The sequence below is a fragment of the Marinitoga arctica genome (assembly GCF_054657315.1).
Genome location: NZ_BAAHYY010000011.1, coordinates 25264 through 46256, shown reverse-complemented (window position 1 = coordinate 46256; position 20993 = coordinate 25264). Strand labels below are relative to the sequence as shown.

Sequence of the window (20993 nt, the reverse complement as noted above, 5' to 3'; positions counted from 1 at the left end):
TTTTATGAGATATTTGATTTTTGATCTCGATAAACAAAATTATTGCATTCCTATGAATATAGTTAGAGAGGCTATTACTATAAATAAAATAACAAAAGTTCCTCTTTTACCTGATTATATAGAAGGACTGGTTAATTTAAGAGGAGAGTTAATTCCTATTGTTAACTTAAAGATTCGGTTAGGTTATAAAGGAAATTATGATCAATTTTCTAAGATTATAATATTAAATGGTGAAAAGCCTTTTGGAATAATGGTGGACAAAGTTAAGGGAATTCTTAATGAAATAGATAGTAAAATAGAATCTGAATCTAATTTTGTTGAATCTTTATTAAAATATAAAAACAAAGATTATATATTATTAGATATTAATAAAATAATTCAAATAAAAAAAGCAAAAGTATCTGATGTAAAAATAAGTAAAAATTTAAAGAAAGAATTTGAAAAAAGAAAGTTAAAAAAAATTATGATTTTTAAATTAAATAACGAAAATTATGGGTTTATGATTAGCGATGTTCAAGAAATAATAAATTATGTTGCTCCTAATAAAATTCCCAAAGTGCCACATTATATTAAAGGAATAATAAGTTTAAGAGATGAAGTTTTACCTGTTATAGATCTAAATACATATTTTTATGATAAAGAATCAATCATTACAGAGTATACGAAATTAATAATAATTAAAAGTAATGGAATAAAAGCAGCATTAATAATTGATAAATTAAATGTTTTGATGGAAGTTCATGATGTTAAGAAAATTCCATTTGCAATAAAAGAAAACACAAGTTTTAAAGGTTATATAAAATACAAAGACTTGTCCGTAATAGTATTAGATACGGAGTTTATACTTAATGAAAATATAAAGTTATTAAATAAAAAGAATGAATCATTTAAAAAGCAAAATATTAAAGAATATAAAAATGATAAAAAATATATATTATTTGAATTAGACGATGAAAAATATACGCTTGAAATGAATTCAATAGTGGAAATAGGTAAAATAGATAAAATAACAAAAGTACCATATTCTAAGAATTATGTTAGAGGAGTTATGAATTTTAGAGGAGAAATTATCCCTATTATCGATTTAAAAAAAAGATTTGGTTGGAAGAAAAATACAGATATTACAGAAAAATCAAGATTAATAATTGCTTCTGTAGTAACTCAAAAAACAGGAATTTTTAAAATAGGATTTCTTGTTGATAGAATTAAAGGAATTATACAAATGGATTTAATCGAATTTGAATCTAATAATGAGTTTGTTAGAGGAGCTGGTGATTATAATGGGGAAACAGCACTTATAATTGATTTAAAGAAAGTTTTTAATAAAAATGAAATTATTGAATTAAATAAAAATATGAGTGCAATTAAAAATAAAAAAAGTTGAGGTGATCTTTATACATATAAATATTCTTATAGCAGATGATTCACCTTTAACAAGAAAAATATTAAAAACTCTTGTTGAGTCTGATGAAAGAATAAAGGTAATTGGTATAGCTAGAGATGGAATAGAAGCAGTTGAGAAAGCAGATTCATTAAATCCCGATGTTATTTTAATGGATATAAAAATGCCAAACATGGATGGATTAACAGCTTTACAATATATTTTAGAAAAAAAGAATATTCCAGTTATAATAATATCATCTCTTGGTGAAAGGCATTCAGTTATAGCGTATGAAGCATTAGAACTTGGTGCTTTTGATTATATTCCTAAACCACAGGATTTATATTATTTAAAGAATGATTTAATAAAAAAAATATATGCAGCCTATACATTTTCCATTTCTGAAAATGCTAAGAAAACATTTTTTTCTGAAAAGAAGGTTTCAAATAAAATAAATAAAGAGATAATCACTACAGTAGATAGCAATTATTATGCGGTAGCTATAGGAATATCAACAGGTGGTCCTAGAACAATTTATGATGTTTTACCAAAATTGCCATCCAATTTAAATGCTGCAGTATTTCTTGTTCAACATATTCCGCCACAATTTACAAAAACGTATGCAGAAAGATTAAATTTAAATTGTGAATTAAAGGTTGTTGAAGCAGAAGAAAATATGGAAATAAAACCAGGATATGTATATGTTGGTCGTGGAGGGTATCATTTAAAAATAAAAAGGGATTTAAATGGAGAAAAAATAATTCTTTCAAAAATACCTAAACATTTATTTATACCTTCTGTTGATATTATGATGGAATCTGTATTGAATGTTTATAAAGATAAAACAGTTGGAGTTTTGATGACTGGTATGGGAAATGATGGAGCAAGGGCAATGGTTAAAATAAAGGAACAGGGTGGATTTACAATAGCAGAATCAGAAGAAACAGCTGTTGTTTTTGGTATGCCTGGAGAGGCGATTAGATTAGGAGGAGTACATAAGGTTTTACCTTCATATGAAATTGCTAATGAAATAATAAAAAGGGTAGGTTTAAGAAATGGATAACAATTATGAAGAACTAAGAATGATGAAAGATGAACTGGAAGATGCATATGAACAACTAGAATACTCATATAAAGAATTGGAAGAATTGAATAGTAGATTTGTTAAAGTAATGGATTTAATTTATAATATATACTTAAATACGCCGATTGAAAATTATTTAAATAAATTGTTATCAGCATTTATTGAGTTATTACCAGAATTAAAATCTGGGTGTATTTTAAAAAAAGAGAATGAAGTTTTTAGATTTATTTCGATATTTGGGCATTCAAAAAAGCTTTACAATAAAGTAGCGATTTTAAGGAATGATTTTGATGATATAGAATTAATGGAAAACTTCTATTTTGATGAGATAAGAAATATAGACAATTTTAAAGAAAAATTAATTGATGTTCATAAAAGTCTTATTGTGCCGTTAAAAACATATACTTTACATGGTTATATAATATTGGATTTAAAAAATAATGATTTTAATAAGCATGAAATAAATTTAATAAAGGTAATTGGGAATATAGCCTCTACATTTTTTATGTCGCGTGAGTTATATGATAAGCAAAAAAAATATCTTAAGAATACTGCATTTGCATTTTTAAAAGCTGTTGATTATTATGACCCATATACCAAAGGTCATTCTGAAAGAGTATCATATTATGCAACAGCCCTTGCAAGAGCAATAGGTAAAGAAGATATAATAGAAGATATATTTCTTGCAAGTACACTTCATGATATAGGTAAACTATCTATACCTCAAAGCATATTATTAAAAAAAGAACCATTAACAAGAGAAGAATATGAAAAAATAAAAGAACATCCAGTAAAAGGAGAAGAATTAGTAAATTCTTTTGAAGGATTTGAAAAAATTGGTAAGATTATTAGACATCATCATGAAAGATGGGATGGAAAAGGATATCCGGATAAATTAAAAGGTGAAAAAATACCATTAGAATCAAGAATAATAACTATAGCAGATGCTTTTGATGCAATAATAACAACAAGACCATACAGGGGGGCATTTTCTATAAATGAAGCTATAAAAGAATTAACAAAAAACAAAGGAAAACAATTTGATCCATATTTAACAGATGAATTTATAAAATTTTTGAAAATAAATAAATTTTTTGAGGAGGTATAATATGGGTAAAATCTTGGTAGTTGACGACGATAATGTTATTAGAAATGTTTTAAAAAAATTTTTAGAACAAGCTAAATATGATGTTGATTTAGCTGAAGGTGGAGTAAAGGCCATTGAAATGATAAAAAATACAGAATATGATGTTATTTTATTAGACATTATTATGGAAGATCTTGATGGTATTGAAGTATTGAGAAAAGCAAAAAAAATATCACCTTTAACAACAGTGGTAATGATGACGGCATATTCAAGTCCTGATTATGTTCTTCATGCTTTAACATTAGGGGCAACGGACTTTATTGAAAAACCATTTGATCCTGAACATATGCTTAAATTAGTAAAAGAAAATGTTGAAAGGGTAAAGAGGTGGAAGAAATCATTAGGTCTTCTGTGAGGTGTTAAAAATGGACTTTTTTTCGAATTTAACCTTTAATGAATTTAATGAATATATTAATGATATTTTTAATAGAATTACATCTGAATTAAATGTTGATTCAGGATCTTTATTAGTTATTAATGAGAGAGAAGATATAATCTTTAAAATCGAGAAAAATTTAAAAATTAATATAAAACATCTTTCTATTGGAAATATAGATAAGTTAGCAATAGAAAAGAAAGAGCCAATCATTTTAAATGATAAAGATTTGTCTAAATTTAATATTATAAAAAAGAAAAAAGATATAAAGTCTTCAATAATATTTCCATTATTTTTTAAAGATAGATTAATTGGTATAATGAATTTAAATAGAAAGAATAAAGAATTTTCTAAAAATGATTTAAATTATCTCTTAAAAGAGAAAAAATATTTATTGCCTTCCATTTATAATATTATATTATTAGAAGAAATGCATACAGAAAAGGAAAGATTTAAAAAATATCTTCAAGTAATAGAATTAATAGTAGAAACGTATTCTAAATCATCAACTGTTATTGAATTTATAAATGAAATAACTTTAAAATTAAAGAAAAATTATGGAATAGATATAAAAATTATAGAGCATAAAAAACCAAATAAAAAGGGTTTAATAAAAATAGGGGATAAATATTTTGAAATTAAGCATAATTATAATTATAATGAAGATGTAGTAGAAAAAATTATAAAATTTTTTGAGAAACTCATGTTTATTAAACATGCTGAAGAATTAAATAAAATTTTAGATAATTATTCCGATCTTGCTAAGGAAACCCTTTTGATGAATTTTGTATCATGGGATTTAATTCAAGAAATAAATAGCGCTTTAACTTCTTTAAATTTAATTATATTTTTTTTAGGAGAACAATATGCTGATGTAGTGAATGAAATAAAAAAATTAATTGATAGAATAAAAAATGCTATAAATACTTATAAATCTAGATTTTATAATAATGAAAGTATAGAATTGATAGAAATAAAGGACGTAATAAATGAAATAGAAAAAAAATTAATATTTTTAAATCCAGAAATAAAGTTTAATAAAAAAATAGATGATGCTGCTATGATATTTGGATCAAGAAAAATATTTTTTAATGCAGTTTTAAATATTATTATTGCAGTTATAAAATACACAAAACTTTATAAAGAGAAAACATTTAATATTGAATTATATAAAAATGAAAAATTTTATATTTTAAAAATAAAATGCACGGGGGATATATTAAGTATTAATGATTTTGAAAAATACATCAATATCTCAAAGATTATGTTAAATAATTATCATATTAATTTATATTATACTTATGAAAATGAAATATGTTTTAAATTAGAAATTCCTGCAAAAGATTGAGGTGATTAAAATATTAAATATAGATATAATTAAAAGAGCAATTAATATATTTTCAAGAACATTATTTCAAAATAATGAGATATTTATAGGACTTGCTGTTAATTTAGAAAGTAGAAGCTTTCTAAATATTTTTACATTTGATAATTTAAATAAAGAATATTTTAAACATGTAGAAGATATTGTTTTTTCAATTCCAGAAAAAATGTATAATGTATTTCAAGAAAAAAGAGAATCAGAATTTAAGGTTTCATTTTCAAATGAATTTTCTTTTTTGATTAATAATAAGTTTGATAATTTTGTTATAAAAACAGTTTTATTACCAGAAAAAGAGAAAAATTATGGTTTTTTTTATATTATATCAAAAGATAAAATTGAGATAGAAAAAAGAGAGGTTTTTTTAAGGTTTATATCAGTATTTGAGAAAAATATTGATACTATTTATTTTAGTAAATATACAAAATATGCCATAAGAGCTTTTGTAAAAAATTATCTAAGTTTACTTCAAAGTCATTCAGAGACTTTATATGATCATACATTGAGGGTTGCTGATTTAACAGGTATTATAGCAGAATTATTGGGGTTAGATGAAGAAAGTATATATAAATTACAAATCGCTTCATTTATACATGATATTGGATACATATGGTTTTCAGAAAACGTATTGGAAAAATATTTGGAAAATATAGATTATAATGAAAAAGACCCATTAATGGAAGTACATTTAAAAAGACTTGAAGAAATGTTTTTTGGAAATGTTTTAATGAAACCGTATGTAAACATAGCTATAAACCATCATGAAAATAATGCTGGAACGGGATATTTTAAAAAAAAGGATTTGAGCATTGAAGAGAATATATTAATTGTAGCAAATTATATAGATGAAAAAATGGTTTTATCAGGAAATGAAGATATTAAAATCATAATTGATCATTTAGAAAAAAATTCAGGTAAGATGTATGACAAAAATGTTGTTCGTGCAGCAATTGAAGCATTAAAAATATATTATACAGATTTTGATAATGGAAATTTTTTAAGAGTAACTTTACAATCTAAGACAATTAATTTAAGATATGAAGGTTTGGGAGAAGAATTAATAGAATTAACAGGTATTGTAGAAAAGGTTATAGGGGATACATTATATATTAATACAAGAACTGTAGAACAAATTAATGTTGGAGCAATTTTAAAAGTAAAAATTACGACAAAAGATTTTCCATTAATAGCTAAGGCTCAAGTAATATTAAAAAATCCATATGGATATGTTATTAAAATTGTTGAAAAAATAGAATCAAAAAAATCAAAGTTAAAGGTTTTTTGGAATTTTAAATTTTTAATAGGTCATAAAAATGAGATCACACCAATTCTAAAAGAAAAATTAACCCCTGTTATATGGAATGTTTTAAAATCAAAAATGAAACAAGCAACATGTAAGGTTTTTGGTGCTGAAAGAATAATATTTAGTATAAATAATGAAAATGATATTTTCAAACAAGGTGATGTAGTAATGTTATATATTGAAGAATATGGTGAAAAAATATTTATTCCTGCTACATTAATATCTAAGAAGAAGCATGTATATTATAGCGAATATGAGGCAAAGTTTTTCGAATTACCTGAAAGATTACAATCGGCAATATATAGAATAATATTCAGAAGACAATCATCAATAAGAACAATTGGAGGTATTTCTGAGATATAATAATCCCCCAGATGGGGGATTATTATTATCCTTTTACAGCACCAGCTGTTAAACCGGCAACTATTTTCTTTTGGAATATTAAAACTAATGCAACCAAAGGTACAGTAACTATTACTGCTGCAGCCATTAATTGTCCCCATGGAAGTTCATAAAAGGTTTTCCCAGAAAACATAGCAATAGCCACAGGAACAGTATATTTTTCAGGTAATTGCATAAAAGTTAAGGCAAATAAAAATTCATTCCAAGCAGCTATAAAGGTTAACAAACCTGTTGTAACCAATCCTGGTGCAGATAATGGAATTATAATTCTCCATAATGTCATAAATTTAGAACATCCATCTATTGCAGCAGATTCTTCAATTGATATAGGTATATCTTTAAAGAAATTATGTAAAATCCAGGTGGTTAATGGTAAATTTAGAGCTATATAAGGAAGTATTAAACCCGGATATGTATTAATTAATTTCATATTTCTTAATATTTGGAATAAGGCACCTAAAATAGAAACTTGTGGAAACATACTAACAGCAAGAATTAATGACATAATAGCAACCTTTCCTGGCATTTTTAATCTTGCTACAGCATATCCAGCAAAAGCACCAAAAATAAGCGATAATATAGTTGTTGCTCCCGCTACTATTACTGAATTTAAAATATTTTGATGGAAAGGCCTTTCGGTGAATACAAGTATGTAATTTTTGAATGTTGGATGTTTTGGGAAAAGTTTTATATTTTTTGAAAATAATTCAGAATTAGGTGTTATTGATGAAGAAATAGCATAATAAAATGGAAATATATAAAATATTAGCATTATAATAACCAATATATATAATAAAGTTGTTCCAATTTTCTTTTTAGTTTTATAAGATTTTATAAAAGCCATGTTTAAGCCTCCTTTGGATCATTCAAACTTTAAGTTTAATGATCTCATATAAATTATTGCAAATATGCTGATTATAAGGAATATAACGACAGAAATAGCAGAACCATAACCAAACCAAGCACCGGTAAATGCTCTATCCATTAAAATATGTCTGTTATAAACAGCTAATGTTTCCACTGATTTATTCATGATGTAGAATATGTCAAAAACCCTTAATGCATCTAATGTCCTGAAAATTAGAGCAACAGCAATTGTTGGACTTAATATTGGCAAGGTTATTTTTGTAAATTGTTTCCAACCTGAAGCTCCATCTATTCTAGCCGCTTCATATAACTCTGAAGGTATTGTTTGTAATCCAGCTAAAAGCAATAATGCCATAAAAGGAGCTGTTTTCCATACATCAACAGCCAAAATAGCAAACATTGAAGACCATTTTTCACTTAATATAGGTGTTCCTGGAGCTAACCAACCTAATTTATATAATATTTGAGCTACAATACCATATTGATCATTATACATCCATTTCCACATTTGTGAAGAAACAGATGTAGGAATTGCCCATGGAATTAATATTGCTGCTCTTACAATTCCTCTAAGTGCAAAATTTGCATTTAGAATTAATGCTGTAGCTAATCCTAACACGAACTCTAAGGATACAGAGATAGCAGTAAAAATTAAAGTGTTTGATAAACTTGTCATAAATCTTGTATCATTAAATAATCTAATATAATTATCAAAACCTATAAATCTTTTGGGAATTCCAGGCCTTAATCCAAATGAAAAGAAACTATCCCAAAAAGTTTTTAATAGAGGAAAAAAAGCTGTGATAAAAATTGCTAGCATTGCAGGAATAATTAGCCAGAAGCCCAACCAGATTTCCTTTTTTTTGTATTTTATTTTTATTTTAGTACTCAAGATTCCACCCTCCTATTTTTAAAGCCGGGGTTCCCCCCGGCTTTTATTTTAGGAAAAAATTATTGACCTGTGATCATCATTAATTCAGATTCTAAGTCTTTTAAAGCCTTTTCTACATCAACTTTACCTAATAAGAAATCGTGAACGTGTCTTTGAATTGCATCGGAAACCTCTGTATATAATGGTGTGATTGGTCTTGGTTCTGCATTGATGAATACGTTGTAAAGTTCAACCATAAATGGAGCAGCTTCCTTTAGTTTTGGATCGGAATATACTGCTTTTCTTGTTGGATTTTGACCAGCATTAACTGCTTTGTATAATTGTTGGTCATAAGATGTTAAGAATTTTACGAATTTTTTAGCAGCATCTTTTTCTGCATCTGAAGAATAATTATTTATTGCTAACATCCATCCGCCTAAAGTAGCAGAATGTCTTCCACCTTCAATATCTCCCATTGGTAATGGAGCAACGCCAATTTTTCCAGCAATTTTTGATTGTTTTGGATCATTTGCTAATGACCATACATATGGCCAATTTCTTAAGAATACAGATTCACCATTTTGGAAAGGTCTTCTTGTTTCTTCTTCCATGTAAGTTAAAACACCTTTAGGAGCAACACCATCATCAATAAAGCTCTTTAATGTTGTTAATGCTTTTACTAATCTTGCATGATTATCTGGATCACCAATAATAACTTTTCCATTAGCATCTAAGAAATCAGCACCATATGAATGAACGAATTCTGCAACGTCACAAACTAAACCTTCATATTGAGCTAATTGGAATAACATACCATTTATTTTTTCTTTAGAAGCTATGTCTGAAGCAACTGTTTTTAATTCTTCCCATGTTTGTGGAACATCATAACCGTATTTTTCTAATAAGTCTTTTCTGTAATATAATAATCCTGCATCTGTAAACCAAGGAATAGCAACGATTCTACCTTGAACAGTTCCAGATTTTACTGTTCCAGGTAAGAATTCATCTAATTCAAAGTAGTCATAATCATCTGTTAAATCAGCTACAAATGGAGCAAATTCAGCAGGCCAGATTACATCAATCATTAAAATATCTGGATCTGATGTCATAGCACCTAAATATGTAACATATAAATCATGCCTTGCAGTAGAACTATTTGGCATAGGCAATAATTGAACCTCGATGTCTGGATAAATTTCATTAAACATTTTAATTTGATTCATTAAAACTTCTAACTCTTTTCCTACAGCACCAGCTGCCATAGTAATTTTTACACTCATACCAATAACAGCCATTAAAACAACTAAAGATAATACTAATATCTTTTTCATGCTAACACCCTCCCTTTCATTTGCGCAACCGTTTTCGTTAATTTGTAAATACAACTTCTTTTCAATTATAACATAAATTTTAAAATAAAAAAAACTCCCCTATAAAAAGTTTATAGGGGAAAAAACAAATAAATTTAAGAAAAATCAACATAATTTAATTTAATTTTATTTAATCATTAAAAATCAGAAATAACACTAAATTCTATTTTATCTTTAAATTCATCAGAAGCGTTATCATAATATTTTGTATATAGCATAAATAAACCATTTGAAATAGGATATCCAACAGATACTTCTGCTGAAGTATTTTCGCCTAATAATGTAGATAATTCTTCTAAGCTTTCCATAGGTTTATAATATTTACCCACGATTATTAACGGGAATTGCTCTGAAGGAATTCTTGCATATAATGAGCCGTTTAATTCTGGATTTAATATTTCAAAATCAGTTGTTAAATCATAATTTAATCGTGCTTTTGCAGATAATAAATTACCAAGATTTACCTCTAATTCACCTATTCCACCAAGTCTAGTTGTGTTATATGATAATAATTCATTATAAGATGTAGAGTCTTCTAAAGCATTTTCATAATTAATATTTACAAAACCTAGTTTATAATATGGCATTTGATAAACAACAGGCAATGCTTTAAATGTAATAATACCTAGATTTAAAATTCCACCAACACCTGCTCCATATCCTGTTAATGATGTGGAATCAAATGAAGAATTTATATACCCCACTTCACCACCTAATCTTAAAGCATTACCTCCCACAAATGCAGATACACTACCTAATAAATCTTCTCTAAGTGGGTCAACATCATTTTTAGCCATAGTTTTTCCTGCAAATGTTTCGATATTTATAAAACCTAATTTTGTTCTTAATATTCCGTAGTATAAATGAGCAGTTTGACTGTATGAAAATGGCATTATTGAATCTAAAGAATATGGAGCATGAATTTCAACATTTGCAACAGGAGTAATAATTCCTAAATCTAAAGCATTTTGATAGTTATTTGTATAATTGTATACTAACATACCAAGCCCAGTTGTTTTTGGGAAAGACATACCATATCTAAAAAATAAAGGACCAACTTTTAATTTTAAAAGATTAACTGTTAAACCATTTAAAACGTCGGTTGATTGTTCCATATTGGGTTTCCCGTAATATAAACTTCCGCCAATTTCAGTTTGATAAGCATTAAGTCCTAAACCAATACCAAAATTATTATTTTCAAATACCCCGGTAATAGAATATGTTAAATAATCCTGGCCGTTTTCTTTTACGGTATTAAAGAATGGTCTTACGTAAAAAGAAGAAAAAGCGTTAACGATAAATAATAAAACCAATGTAAAAATCAATCTTTTTTTCATAATAATCCCTCCTCTAAGGATTTTAAATTTTGAGCTGCATTTTCTGGTGAAATTGAGTTAATAAAAAATCCTGATCCCCATTCAAAACCTGCAGCTTTAGTCATTCTAGGGATGATTTCTAAATGCCAATGATAATAAGGATTATAAATATTATCAAAAGGTGAAGTATGAATCATATAATTATATGGGATATCTCCTAAAAGTATATTTAATCTCAATAATGTATTTTTTAAAATTTTTGCAAAATCTTTAACTAATATATCGTCTAAATTTCCAAAATCTGAACTATGTTTTTTGGGAAATATCCATGTTTCATAAGGGAACCTAGGGGCATAAGGTTCAAAAGATATAAAATAATCATTTTCTTCAATTATTCTAATTTTATCTTTTTTTTCCTGTTTTATAATAGCGCAAAATATACATTCTTTTTTTATATTATAAAAAGTTTTAGCGCCTTTTAGTTCTTCCTCTATAAATATTGGAATTATTGGAGTAGCTATTAACTGTGAATGTGGATGTTGTAAAGAAGCCCCAGCGCTAGTACCATAATTTTTAAATATTTGAACATATTTTATTTTTTTATCTTTTTTTATATGATTAAATCTTTGAAGGTAAGCCCATATAATTTCTTCTATTTCAAATAAATCCATATAAGCTATAGTAGCGTTATGCTTTGGTGTTTCTATTATTACTTCGTGATATCCATAACCGTCCATTGAATAATATATTCCATTTTTTGTCAATTTACTGCTAGTAGTTAAAGTAACAGCTGGAAATTTATTTTCTACAACTCTAAGCCACCAATTTTCATCATTAGGTTTTGAATTAGGTGATCTAAAAGCTAAAATTTCTGGAGGGGTTAGATTTTCATTTCCTCTATCAAATGGACAAAAAACATTTTTTTGTGATTTAATAAATATGTCCTTTTGAATAGGTCTATTTGACCTTTCGGAAGCAATAATAACCCATCTATTTGTTATTGGATCTTTTCTGTATTCAGGCATATTTGCCTCCTAATATCTTTTTTTAGATAAGGCTTTTTTATATATTTCTATGTATGCTTTAGCTGATTTATCCCATGAAAAATCACTGAGCATAGCATTTTTTATCAAACTAGTCCAACATTTATTATTTCTCATAAAAATATTTAAAGCTTTTAAAATGGAAATTAACAAATTAGATGAAGAGTATTCATAAAAACCAAAGCCTGTTCCTTTTAATGTTTCACAAGAAAACTCTTTTACAGTGTCAGCTAATCCGCCAGTATATCTTACTATTGGTATAGTACCATATCTCATAGCATACATTTGTCCTAATCCACAGGGTTCATATTTTGAGGGCATTAATAGCATATCACTACCAGCATATATTAATTGAGCAAGGTTTATATCGAATTTAATATTTATTGATAGTTTATCAGGATATTTATTCTGATATTTTAATAATAACTCTTCAAATCGTTTTTCACCTGTTCCAAGTATAATTATTTGGGTGTCAAATAAAGTTAAATAATCAAGTATTTCAGCAATTAAATCAATTCCCTTTTGTTCAACCACTCGCCCTATAAAACTTATAACAGGTACTTTTGTGTTTTTTGGAAGGTTTAAAGCATTTTGTAAATATGTTTTGTTTTTAACTTTATTTTCAAGATTGTCAATGCTAAAATTATAAGGAATTATTTTATCCGTTTCTGGATTAAAAATATTATAATCAATACCATTTAATATTCCGTATAAATCATCATTTCTAACCTTCAAAACCCCATCTAACTTATAACCATACTCTTCAGTTTGAATTTCTTCAGCATAGGTTTTACTTACCGTATTAATAACATCACTAAAAAGTATTCCACCTTTTAGAAAGTTAATTTGACCAAAGAATTCTAGCGCATCTACATTGTACAAATAACCAGGTAATCCTGCAATGTTTAAAATTTCTGGTGAGAAAATACCCTGATAACCAAGGTTGTGAATGGTTAATACTGTTGCTATTTTTGAAAAGGTTTCATCTTCTCTATAATTGTTCTTTAAATATACTGGAATTAAAGAAGTTTGCCAATCGTTAATATGTATTAATTCAGTCTCAGGTAGATGTTTTTTAATAAAAGATAAAACACTATCAGAAAAATAGGTAGTCTGATGATCTTTGTTTGGATATTCATACACATCTTCAGTTGAAAATAAATTTTCATTTTTTAAAAAATAAATGGGGATATCTGTATCAGGTAAATGTGATTTAAAAACAGAAAATGGATATTTAAAAGAATGGCTAATAGGGTATAAATCTTCATCTATTTTTGTCAAAGGAAGGTTATATTTTTTTAAATTTCTTTCAACAGCTTTATGAAATGGCATAATTAAGCTAATTTTGTCCACTTTATCTTTTAAAAATTTAGGTAAGGTTCCAACGACATCAGCTAATCCCCCTACTTTTGCAAACGGAGCAACCTCATATGACACTAAGACAATATTCACTTTTTTTCACCGCCTTTTTATAAAATCATATTATAATTATACCATATAAAACAAAAAGAAGTGCAATTGCACTTCTTGGATTAAGAATATATCAATAATATATTCATTATTTTGATAATAGTTTAGCTAATTTTGTATGGGGTATCATGTGTAAATATTATATAATCTGATTTTTCAGCCCATTCTTTTACTATTTCCGCAACCTTATCTGTTCTTAAATTTCTTATAATATCGTAAAAATCTATTTTTGTCATACATATGTCACCTGGAAGGAAAAGATTTCCCATATTTTCCGATTTAATAAATAATGAAACGTGTTCTTTTGAATGATAAGGAGTGTAAATTATTTTTATTGAATCAAATAAAACATCACCATCTTTAAATATTTCAACACGATTTTCCCAGGAATCAATCATCTGTTGATATGCTTGACCAATTAAAGGACCAAATTTTCTATAATTTTTTCCTTGATAATTTTCATGAATTCTTATAGTTGCATTTGGAAAAAAGATTGAATTATAAGCATGATCTAAATGCACATGAGTTAAAACAATATCAGTAATTTCTTCTGGGGATACAGATAAATTTGCTTCAATATCCTGAATGACATGTATATGACTAGGATCTATTAATATTTTTTTGTTTTCATCTTCTAATAAAAAAACAGATGAAAATGTTCCATGTACCCTTCCGGTTATTGTTAATAAGCCGCCATCTAATATTGTTTGAAATTTCATGTTATTCCCTCCTTACTCTTCTTCGTATATACCATCATATTCGATATTATTTTTATCTAAAATGGAAGAAACGGCATTTACATCTTTTAAAGACAATTTTATGGATAGCATTCTCTTATTTTCTGTTATTTTGCATGTAGTCATCGAAAGAATATTTAAGTTATTATTGCTGATAGTTTCTACTATTTTTTTTAATTCACCAGGTTTATCATTTAAAGTTATTATTACTTTTGTTCCAGATTCATTTAGAGCAGTTATGTTAACCATAGCTTTTATTAATTCATGAAAGCCAAAGATACCGACAGGTTGCATGTCATAATCAACTACTGGAAGTATTTTGTAATTTGTTTCCATCATTGTTAAAAGAACATCTTCAACAAGGTCATCTTCATATAAAAAATCTTCTATAGGATCAAAAATATCTATTAATAAATCGTCGCTATTATATTCTCGCAAAATAGCAAGGTCATCACGACGTATTGAAGAAAGGAGGGTTCCATTTTTTCGTACTATTAAAATTATTTCTATATCTTTTTCAAAAAATAGTTTTATTGCGTCATCTACAGTGTTTAAGGCTCGTAAAGTACTAAAGTTTTTTTTCATCCATAATTTTACATACATGCTAATCCTCCTTTATTCTTTTTATATAATTATACACTAAAAATAGGAAAAATTGTGCTATAATTAAATTACAATTGAAAATTTTTGGGGGGATAAGAATGGGAAAAATAGGTATTATTGTAGATTCAGGTTGTGACATTCCTCAAGAAATTATAAAAAAATATAATAATGTTGCTGTTGTTCCTTTAAGAACGATAATTAACGATAAAGAATATGATGAAGGAACCTTTTCAGAAGATTTTCTTTTTGAGCATTTAGATGAAAAAGTTACGACCTCTTTACCGAAACCAGAAAATATAAAAAATGCCATTGAAAAAATGATTAAAAATGGATATAATGAGATTATTACTTTAAATATTTCAAAAAATTTAAGCGGAACATATAATCTTTTTAAGATGATATCAGAAGGTATTATGGAAAATAATGATGTTCGTATAGCCAATATAGATACATTAAATATATCAATAGGATCAGCTCTTATAGTTTATAAAACAGCTCATTATATAGATGAAGGTAAGAGTTTTGATGAAATTATCAATTTAATAAATAATGATATAAAAAATGCAACGGTTTTTTATGTTGTACCAACATTAAAATATTTAGCACGTGGTGGAAGAATAGGGAAAGTTTCAGCAATGTTAGGACAAATTATGAATATAAAACCTATTATTTCAGTTAACGAAGAAGGAATATATTATACAGTATCTAAAATTAGAGGTTTTAATAAGTCAATTGAAGCGTTGTATAATGAAGTTTTAAAATATATAAATAATAAAGATTTTATTGCTGGCGTGGTGATTAGTGGAAACAATGAAAAATTAATGAATATGCAAGATGAGTTAATATCTAGATTAAAATCTTTAAATAAATCAATTGAAGTTTTTAAAGGTAAGGTTTCTAGTACATTATCAGTTCATACAGGTCCAGATTTAATTGGAATAGGGATATTAAAATGTGGAGGTTAAAGTATGGATAGAATAGGTATTATAGTTGATTCAGGAACAGATATTCCAAATGATATTATAGAAAAATATAAAATAAAAGTTGTTCCATTAAGGATAATTATTAATGGAAAAGAATATGAAGAAGGAACGATTAGTGAAGAATTTTTAATTGAAAGATTAAATGATAGTGATGTAAAAACTTCTTTACCTAATCCCGAAAAAATTGAAGATGCCATAAAGGAATTAATAAATAACGGAATAAAAAAAATATTGACATTTAATATTTCGGGTAGTATGAGTGGAACATATAATCTATTCAGACTTGTTTCAAATAAAATGATGGAAAAATACAATGATGTGAAAATAGAAAATATAGATACATTAAATATATCAATAGGAGCGGGATTAGTTGCTTATAGATCAATCAAGATGTTAGAAGAAGGAAAATCCTTTGAAGATGTTGCAAAGTGGGCTAAAGAAAATGCTAAAAAATCAAAGATATTTTTTGTAATACCGACGCTTCAATATTTAGCTAAAGGTGGAAGAATAGGAAGAGTATCGGCGAAGATTGGTGAATTGTTAAATATAAAACCAATTATTTCTAATAGCGATGAGGGTATTTATTATACAGTAACAAAAGTAAGAGGGTTAAAAAAGTCATATAAAAGGGTTTACGAAGAGTTTTTAAAATTTGTTGACGATAAAAAATATATGGCAGCTGTTTACATAAGTGGAACATCAAAAGAAATAGAAAAGTTGCAAAAAGATGTATATGAAAAAATAAAGGTATTGGAGAATTCAATAGAAGTGCTAATAGGAAAACTTTCAAGTACTTTGTTAGTTCATGCTGGTCCTGATATGTATGGTATAGGGGCCATTATTATCGAATAAGAGAGGTATTGATTTGTGAGTTATATACCATTGTATGAAAAATTACGACCTCAAAGTTTAAATGATGTGTTAGGAAATTATAAAATAAAAAAGATATTGGAAAGTTGGATTAAAAATGATAAATTAAAATCTTTTGTTATATATGGCCCACCAGGCTCTGGAAAAACAACAATTATTTCAGCCTTTCTTAATGAATTAGATAATAAAAAATATGAAATTTATAAAATTTCTGGTGCTTTAGAAGGGTCAAAAACTTTAAAAAATATTATATCTAATTCAGAAAGTCCATTATTTAAAAAACAAACAATTTTGTTTGTAGATGAAATTCATAGATTAAATAAAGCAGAACAGGATGTATTATTGTTGCACGTAGAAAGAGGAGATATTATATTAATTGGATCAACAACAGAAAATCCATCTTTTTCTATTAATCCAGCTTTATTATCTAGGATATTAACTTTTGAAATCACTCAATTAAATGAAGAGGACATACAAAAAATATTGATTAGAATAAAAAATATATATCCAAATATAAAATTTTCAGATAATTTAAATATAAAATTAAAGGAATATTTTTCATATGATATACGGAGAATAATTAATACAATAGAAGCACTAATAGATATGGGAACAGTAAATATAACTCCCGAAACATTTAAAGAAGTTTTATCTTCTTTTGGATATTCAAAAGAAGATAAATATGATGCTATTTCAGCTTTTATTAAAAGCATTAGAGGTAGTGATCCAGATGCAGCGCTTTTTTATCTGGCATATATGCTTGAAAATGGAGAGGATCCATTATATATAGCTCGAAGATTAATAATTTTAGCATCTGAAGATATAGGACTTGCAGATCCAATGGCTATAAATATAGCGGTTTCAGCATTTCACGCTACTAAAGAAATTGGATATCCAGAATGTTTATTTCCATTATCCGAAGTGACTGTTTATTTATCAGTAGCACCAAAATCTAATTCTTTGTTAAATTCATATATGAAAGCAAAAAGTCTTATAAAAAAAGATTTTGAAATACCTATGAAATTGAGAAACCCTGTTACTAAATGGATGAAAAACAAGGGTTATGGAAAAAATTACAATTATCCCCATGACTTTGGTGGTTTTATAAAAGAATCATATTTGCCAGAAAATTTAAAAAATGAAAAGATATATATTCCATTAAACAAAGGTTTTGAAGGAAAAATAAAACAAAGATTAAAAAAGTTATGGGATGGATTTAAAGGATATTAATGCTCATTACTGGTATTTATTTCCTGTAATATTTCTATTTTATTGTTATCTAACACTTTGAAAATTATATTTTTATTGTATAATTGAATGTTGATAATATCACCGTTTTTTACTTCGTAAGAAGGTTTTAATTGTTTCCCATTTTTAGAAATTTTTCCTGATTTTGCTAATTCATTAGCGATAGTTCTTCTTTTTATAATTTTATTTGATTTTAGAAATTTATCTAATCTCATGTAATCCCTCCAATATATAATATATATATCAATTTAAACACTTGACATAGTAGCTTAAAACAATTATAATATATTTAATGAAGATAATCAATTAAGAGGATTTTAATAAAAAATATATACTTAATTATGAGGTGATAGAGTTGTCCGAGCCAGTTCTTATAGTAGAAAATTTAAAAACATACTTCGACATAGCTGAAGGAACGGTTAAAGCAGTTAATGGAGTTTCTTTCACTCTAGATAAAAATGAATCTCTTGGAGTTGTTGGGGAAACAGGTTCTGGAAAAAGTGTTACAATGAAGACTATAATGGGTCTTATAAAAAAGCCAGGATATATACCAGAAGGTAAAATTTTGTTTCATACTGATGAATTTAGTAAAGATGGTAGAAAAGAATATATTGATTTAACAAAATTACCCTATAATCAATTTACAAGGATTAGAGGAAAACATGTTGCTATGATTTTTCAGGATCCAATGACTTCATTGAATCCAATGTATACTGTAGCAGACCAAATGATTGAGACTATAATGTATCACCAAAACGTTTCAGAAGCTGAAGCTAGAAAAAGAGCTATTGAATTATTAAAAAAAGTTGGTATTCCAAATGCTGAGGAAAGAATAGACGATTATCCTTTCCAATTTTCTGGTGGTCAAAGGCAAAGGATTGTTATAGCTATAGGGCTATCATGTAATCCAGAGTTATTAATAGCCGATGAACCAACAACAGCTTTAGATGTTACGATTCAAGCGCAAATTTTAGAGTTAATGAAAGATTTACAAAATGAATTTAATACAGCTATGATATATATAACTCATGACTTATCAGTAGTAGCAGAAATTGCTGATAAGGTTATGGTTATGTATGGCGGTATGCAAATGGAAATGGCTGATGTAAATACTATTTTTGAAAAACCGAGTCATCCATATACCCATATGTTATTAAATTGTATTCCTAGACATGATGCAAAAAAAGAAGAGCTTGAGCCAATACCTGGACAGCCACCTATTATGCTAGACCCTCCACCATTGTGTCCGTTTTTACCAAGATGTCCTAAGGCAACAGATAGATGTAGAAAAGAATTAGCAGAATTAAAAGAAATTGAACCAGGGCATTTCGTTAGATGTTGGAACCCAATGGACATTGAAATGGAGGGAGATAAATAATGCTTTTAAGAGTGAACGATTTAAAAAAATATTTTCCTATTAAACATGGATTTATAATAGAAAAAACTGTTGGTTATGTAAAGGCGGTTGATGGGGTTACATTTTCCTTGGATAAAGGAGAAACATATGGGCTTGTTGGTGAATCAGGTTGTGGTAAAACTACAATTGGTAAAACAATTTTAAGGCTTTATAATCAAACAGACGGTGAGATTTTTATAGATGATAAAGATACAAGTTATTTTTTTATGAAAAGAAGTGAAGCAAAAGATTATCTAAGAAAACATTATATTGATGTTTTAAATAATGGAATAAAGAGAAAATCGGAGTCGGAATTTTTAAAAGAATTACCAGATTATAAAAAATCGTATTTTGAATTTCTTATAAAAAATGGACCAACTAAGTTTATAGATTATATGCTTTCAGATTTAAAGGCAAAAAGGATGCATTTTAGAAGAAAAGTGCAAATTGTTTTTCAGGATCCAACATCATCTTTAAATCCAAGGATGACAGTTGGAAATATATTATCTGAACCTTTATTGTTTCATGGTATAGCGAAAAATAAAAATGATGCATTTGACATTGTTAAAGAGATACTTGTAAATGTTGGATTGAAAAAGTATCATGTTGATAGATATCCTCATCAATTTTCTGGAGGTCAAAGGCAAAGAATTGCTGTAGCGAGGGCTGCTATACTAAAACCGGATTTGGTCATTTTAGATGAGCCAACTTCCGCTTTAGATGTATCTGTTCAGGCTCAAATAATAAAATTATTAAAGGATTTACAAGGAGAGTTAAATGCAGGGTATTTATTTATTTCTCATGATTTGGGTGTTGTTAGATTCATTTCGAACTATGTTGGTATTATGTATTTAGGTAGAATGGTTGAATATGGCGATTCAGATGAAATATTTGATAATTACAAGCATCCATATACAGAAGCATTATTAAATGCAGCACCTGTTCCTGATCCAAGAAAAAGAAGAGATAGAAAACAATTTATTATTAAAGGACAGGTTCCATCACCAATTAATAGGCCAAAAGGATGTTTCTTTTCGCCTAGATGTAAATATGCCTTTGAACCATGTTCAAAAAAATATCCTTCATATTATGAAGTAAGTAACAATCATTTTGTAAGTTGTTATAAATATGAACCAAAATCTTGA

20 protein-coding genes are annotated in these 20993 nt (G+C 26.9%); 11 read left to right on the top strand and 9 right to left on the bottom strand.

Annotated features, from left to right (window positions below; genetic code table 11):
• Nucleotides 1-4: 4 nt before the first annotated feature.
• From ACYQ44_RS04575 to ACYQ44_RS04550, 6 genes are read left to right on the top strand one after another with little or no spacing between them, the layout of a single operon-like run.
• Nucleotides 5-1384 carry a chemotaxis protein CheW gene (locus tag ACYQ44_RS04575; protein WP_459995556.1) on the top strand — a complete coding sequence of 460 codons (1380 nt, stop codon included), beginning with the start codon at nt 5-7 and terminating at the stop codon, nt 1382-1384.
• Nucleotides 1359-2444 carry a protein-glutamate methylesterase/protein-glutamine glutaminase gene (locus tag ACYQ44_RS04570; protein ID WP_459995554.1) on the top strand — a complete coding sequence of 362 codons (1086 nt, stop codon included), beginning with the start codon at nt 1359-1361 and terminating at the stop codon, nt 2442-2444. The genes ACYQ44_RS04575 and ACYQ44_RS04570 overlap by 26 nt, the downstream gene beginning before the upstream one ends.
• Nucleotides 2437-3573 carry an HD-GYP domain-containing protein gene (locus ACYQ44_RS04565; protein ID WP_459995553.1) on the top strand — a complete coding sequence of 379 codons (1137 nt, stop codon included), beginning with the start codon at nt 2437-2439 and terminating at the stop codon, nt 3571-3573. Before ACYQ44_RS04570 ends, ACYQ44_RS04565 begins: the two co-directional genes overlap by 8 nt.
• Before the next feature lies 1 nt (nt 3574).
• Nucleotides 3575-3967, top strand: coding sequence for a response regulator (locus ACYQ44_RS04560; RefSeq protein ID WP_459995552.1), 393 nt, complete (start codon nt 3575-3577; stop codon nt 3965-3967).
• Nucleotides 3968-3977: 10 nt separating this feature from the next.
• Complete coding sequence (locus tag ACYQ44_RS04555; protein ID WP_459995551.1) at nt 3978-5336, top strand: GAF domain-containing protein; 1359 nt, start codon at nt 3978-3980, stop codon at nt 5334-5336.
• Between the two features lies 1 nt (nt 5337).
• Nucleotides 5338-7035, top strand: coding sequence for an HD-GYP domain-containing protein (locus tag ACYQ44_RS04550; protein WP_459995550.1), 1698 nt, complete (start codon nt 5338-5340; stop codon nt 7033-7035).
• 25 nt (nt 7036-7060) lie between these two features.
• Here the strand turns inward: ACYQ44_RS04550 and ACYQ44_RS04545 are convergent, their stop codons facing one another.
• From ACYQ44_RS04545 to ACYQ44_RS04510, 8 genes are all read right to left on the bottom strand, one after another.
• Entirely contained in the window at nt 7061-7918 is an 858-nt protein-coding gene (locus ACYQ44_RS04545) for a carbohydrate ABC transporter permease (RefSeq protein WP_459995548.1), read from the bottom strand.
• Between the two features lie 18 nt (nt 7919-7936).
• On the bottom strand, nt 7937-8761 hold the full coding sequence (locus tag ACYQ44_RS04540) for a carbohydrate ABC transporter permease (RefSeq protein WP_459995575.1): 825 nt from the start codon (nt 8759-8761) through the stop codon (nt 7937-7939).
• Nucleotides 8762-8892: 131 nt separating this feature from the next.
• Entirely contained in the window at nt 8893-10143 is a 1251-nt protein-coding gene (locus ACYQ44_RS04535; protein WP_459995546.1) for an ABC transporter substrate-binding protein, read from the bottom strand.
• A 176-nt stretch (nt 10144-10319) separates the two neighbouring features.
• Nucleotides 10320-11519 carry a hypothetical protein gene (locus tag ACYQ44_RS04530; protein ID WP_459995545.1) on the bottom strand — a complete coding sequence of 400 codons (1200 nt, stop codon included), beginning with the start codon at nt 11517-11519 and terminating at the stop codon, nt 10320-10322.
• On the bottom strand, nt 11516-12523 hold the full coding sequence (gene galT, locus ACYQ44_RS04525; RefSeq protein ID WP_459995544.1) for a galactose-1-phosphate uridylyltransferase: 1008 nt from the start codon (nt 12521-12523) through the stop codon (nt 11516-11518). Before galT ends, ACYQ44_RS04530 begins: the two co-directional genes overlap by 4 nt.
• A gap of 9 nt (nt 12524-12532) precedes the next feature.
• Nucleotides 12533-13993, bottom strand: a complete 1461-nt coding sequence (locus tag ACYQ44_RS04520; protein ID WP_459995542.1) for a glycogen synthase — start codon at nt 13991-13993, stop codon at nt 12533-12535.
• Nucleotides 13994-14115: 122 nt separating this feature from the next.
• Nucleotides 14116-14730, bottom strand: coding sequence for an MBL fold metallo-hydrolase (locus ACYQ44_RS04515; protein WP_459995541.1), 615 nt, complete (start codon nt 14728-14730; stop codon nt 14116-14118).
• A gap of 12 nt (nt 14731-14742) precedes the next feature.
• Complete coding sequence (locus tag ACYQ44_RS04510) at nt 14743-15351, bottom strand: CBS domain-containing protein (RefSeq protein ID WP_459995539.1); 609 nt, start codon at nt 15349-15351, stop codon at nt 14743-14745.
• A gap of 98 nt (nt 15352-15449) precedes the next feature.
• Here ACYQ44_RS04510 and ACYQ44_RS04505 point away from each other — a divergent pair, with 98 nt between their 5' ends.
• The 3 genes from ACYQ44_RS04505 to ACYQ44_RS04495 are packed head-to-tail and all read left to right on the top strand — an operon-like array spanning nt 15450 to nt 18434.
• Nucleotides 15450-16316, top strand: a complete 867-nt coding sequence (locus ACYQ44_RS04505; RefSeq protein WP_459995537.1) for a DegV family protein — start codon at nt 15450-15452, stop codon at nt 16314-16316.
• 3 nt (nt 16317-16319) lie between these two features.
• Nucleotides 16320-17186 (top strand): DegV family protein, encoded by an 867-nt coding sequence (locus ACYQ44_RS04500; RefSeq protein WP_459995536.1) that lies wholly within the window; start codon nt 16320-16322, stop codon nt 17184-17186.
• A gap of 15 nt (nt 17187-17201) precedes the next feature.
• On the top strand, nt 17202-18434 hold the full coding sequence (locus ACYQ44_RS04495; protein WP_459995535.1) for a replication-associated recombination protein A: 1233 nt from the start codon (nt 17202-17204) through the stop codon (nt 18432-18434).
• Here ACYQ44_RS04495 and ACYQ44_RS04490 read toward each other — a convergent pair.
• The gene (locus ACYQ44_RS04490; RefSeq protein WP_459995534.1) at nt 18431-18667 is read right to left on the bottom strand and encodes a S4 domain-containing protein; all 237 of its coding nucleotides are present in this window, start codon (nt 18665-18667) and stop codon (nt 18431-18433) included. The genes ACYQ44_RS04495 and ACYQ44_RS04490 overlap by 4 nt on opposite strands.
• 140 nt (nt 18668-18807) lie before the next feature.
• Between ACYQ44_RS04490 and ACYQ44_RS04485 the strand changes: the two genes are divergently transcribed.
• Both ACYQ44_RS04485 and ACYQ44_RS04480 read left to right on the top strand, forming a co-directional pair.
• Nucleotides 18808-19830 carry an ABC transporter ATP-binding protein gene (locus tag ACYQ44_RS04485; RefSeq protein ID WP_459995532.1) on the top strand — a complete coding sequence of 341 codons (1023 nt, stop codon included), beginning with the start codon at nt 18808-18810 and terminating at the stop codon, nt 19828-19830.
• Entirely contained in the window at nt 19830-20993 is a 1164-nt protein-coding gene (locus tag ACYQ44_RS04480) for an ABC transporter ATP-binding protein (RefSeq protein WP_459995531.1), read from the top strand. Before ACYQ44_RS04485 ends, ACYQ44_RS04480 begins: the two co-directional genes overlap by 1 nt.

What these genes read in the sequence shown, in the direction of transcription:
- ACYQ44_RS04500 (WP_459995536.1), top strand. Translation starts at nt 16,320, where the DNA reads ATGGATAGAATAGGTATTATAGTTGATTCAGGAACAGATATTCCAAAT.
- ACYQ44_RS04540 (WP_459995575.1), bottom strand. Translation starts at nt 8,761, where the DNA reads ATGCTAGCAATTTTTATCACAGCTTTTTTTCCTCTATTAAAAACTTTT.
- ACYQ44_RS04505 (WP_459995537.1), top strand. Translation starts at nt 15,450, where the DNA reads ATGGGAAAAATAGGTATTATTGTAGATTCAGGTTGTGACATTCCTCAA.
- ACYQ44_RS04545 (WP_459995548.1), bottom strand. Translation starts at nt 7,918, where the DNA reads ATGGCTTTTATAAAATCTTATAAAACTAAAAAGAAAATTGGAACAACT.
- ACYQ44_RS04555 (WP_459995551.1), top strand. Translation starts at nt 3,978, where the DNA reads ATGGACTTTTTTTCGAATTTAACCTTTAATGAATTTAATGAATATATT.
- ACYQ44_RS04510 (WP_459995539.1), bottom strand. Translation starts at nt 15,351, where the DNA reads ATGTATGTAAAATTATGGATGAAAAAAAACTTTAGTACTTTACGAGCC.
- ACYQ44_RS04490 (WP_459995534.1), bottom strand. Translation starts at nt 18,667, where the DNA reads ATGAGATTAGATAAATTTCTAAAATCAAATAAAATTATAAAAAGAAGA.
- ACYQ44_RS04535 (WP_459995546.1), bottom strand. Translation starts at nt 10,143, where the DNA reads ATGAAAAAGATATTAGTATTATCTTTAGTTGTTTTAATGGCTGTTATT.
- galT (WP_459995544.1), bottom strand. Translation starts at nt 12,523, where the DNA reads ATGCCTGAATACAGAAAAGATCCAATAACAAATAGATGGGTTATTATT.
- ACYQ44_RS04515 (WP_459995541.1), bottom strand. Translation starts at nt 14,730, where the DNA reads ATGAAATTTCAAACAATATTAGATGGCGGCTTATTAACAATAACCGGA.
- ACYQ44_RS04560 (WP_459995552.1), top strand. Translation starts at nt 3,575, where the DNA reads ATGGGTAAAATCTTGGTAGTTGACGACGATAATGTTATTAGAAATGTT.
- ACYQ44_RS04575 (WP_459995556.1), top strand. Translation starts at nt 5, where the DNA reads ATGAGATATTTGATTTTTGATCTCGATAAACAAAATTATTGCATTCCT.
- ACYQ44_RS04530 (WP_459995545.1), bottom strand. Translation starts at nt 11,519, where the DNA reads ATGAAAAAAAGATTGATTTTTACATTGGTTTTATTATTTATCGTTAAC.
- ACYQ44_RS04565 (WP_459995553.1), top strand. Translation starts at nt 2,437, where the DNA reads ATGGATAACAATTATGAAGAACTAAGAATGATGAAAGATGAACTGGAA.
- ACYQ44_RS04480 (WP_459995531.1), top strand. Translation starts at nt 19,830, where the DNA reads ATGCTTTTAAGAGTGAACGATTTAAAAAAATATTTTCCTATTAAACAT.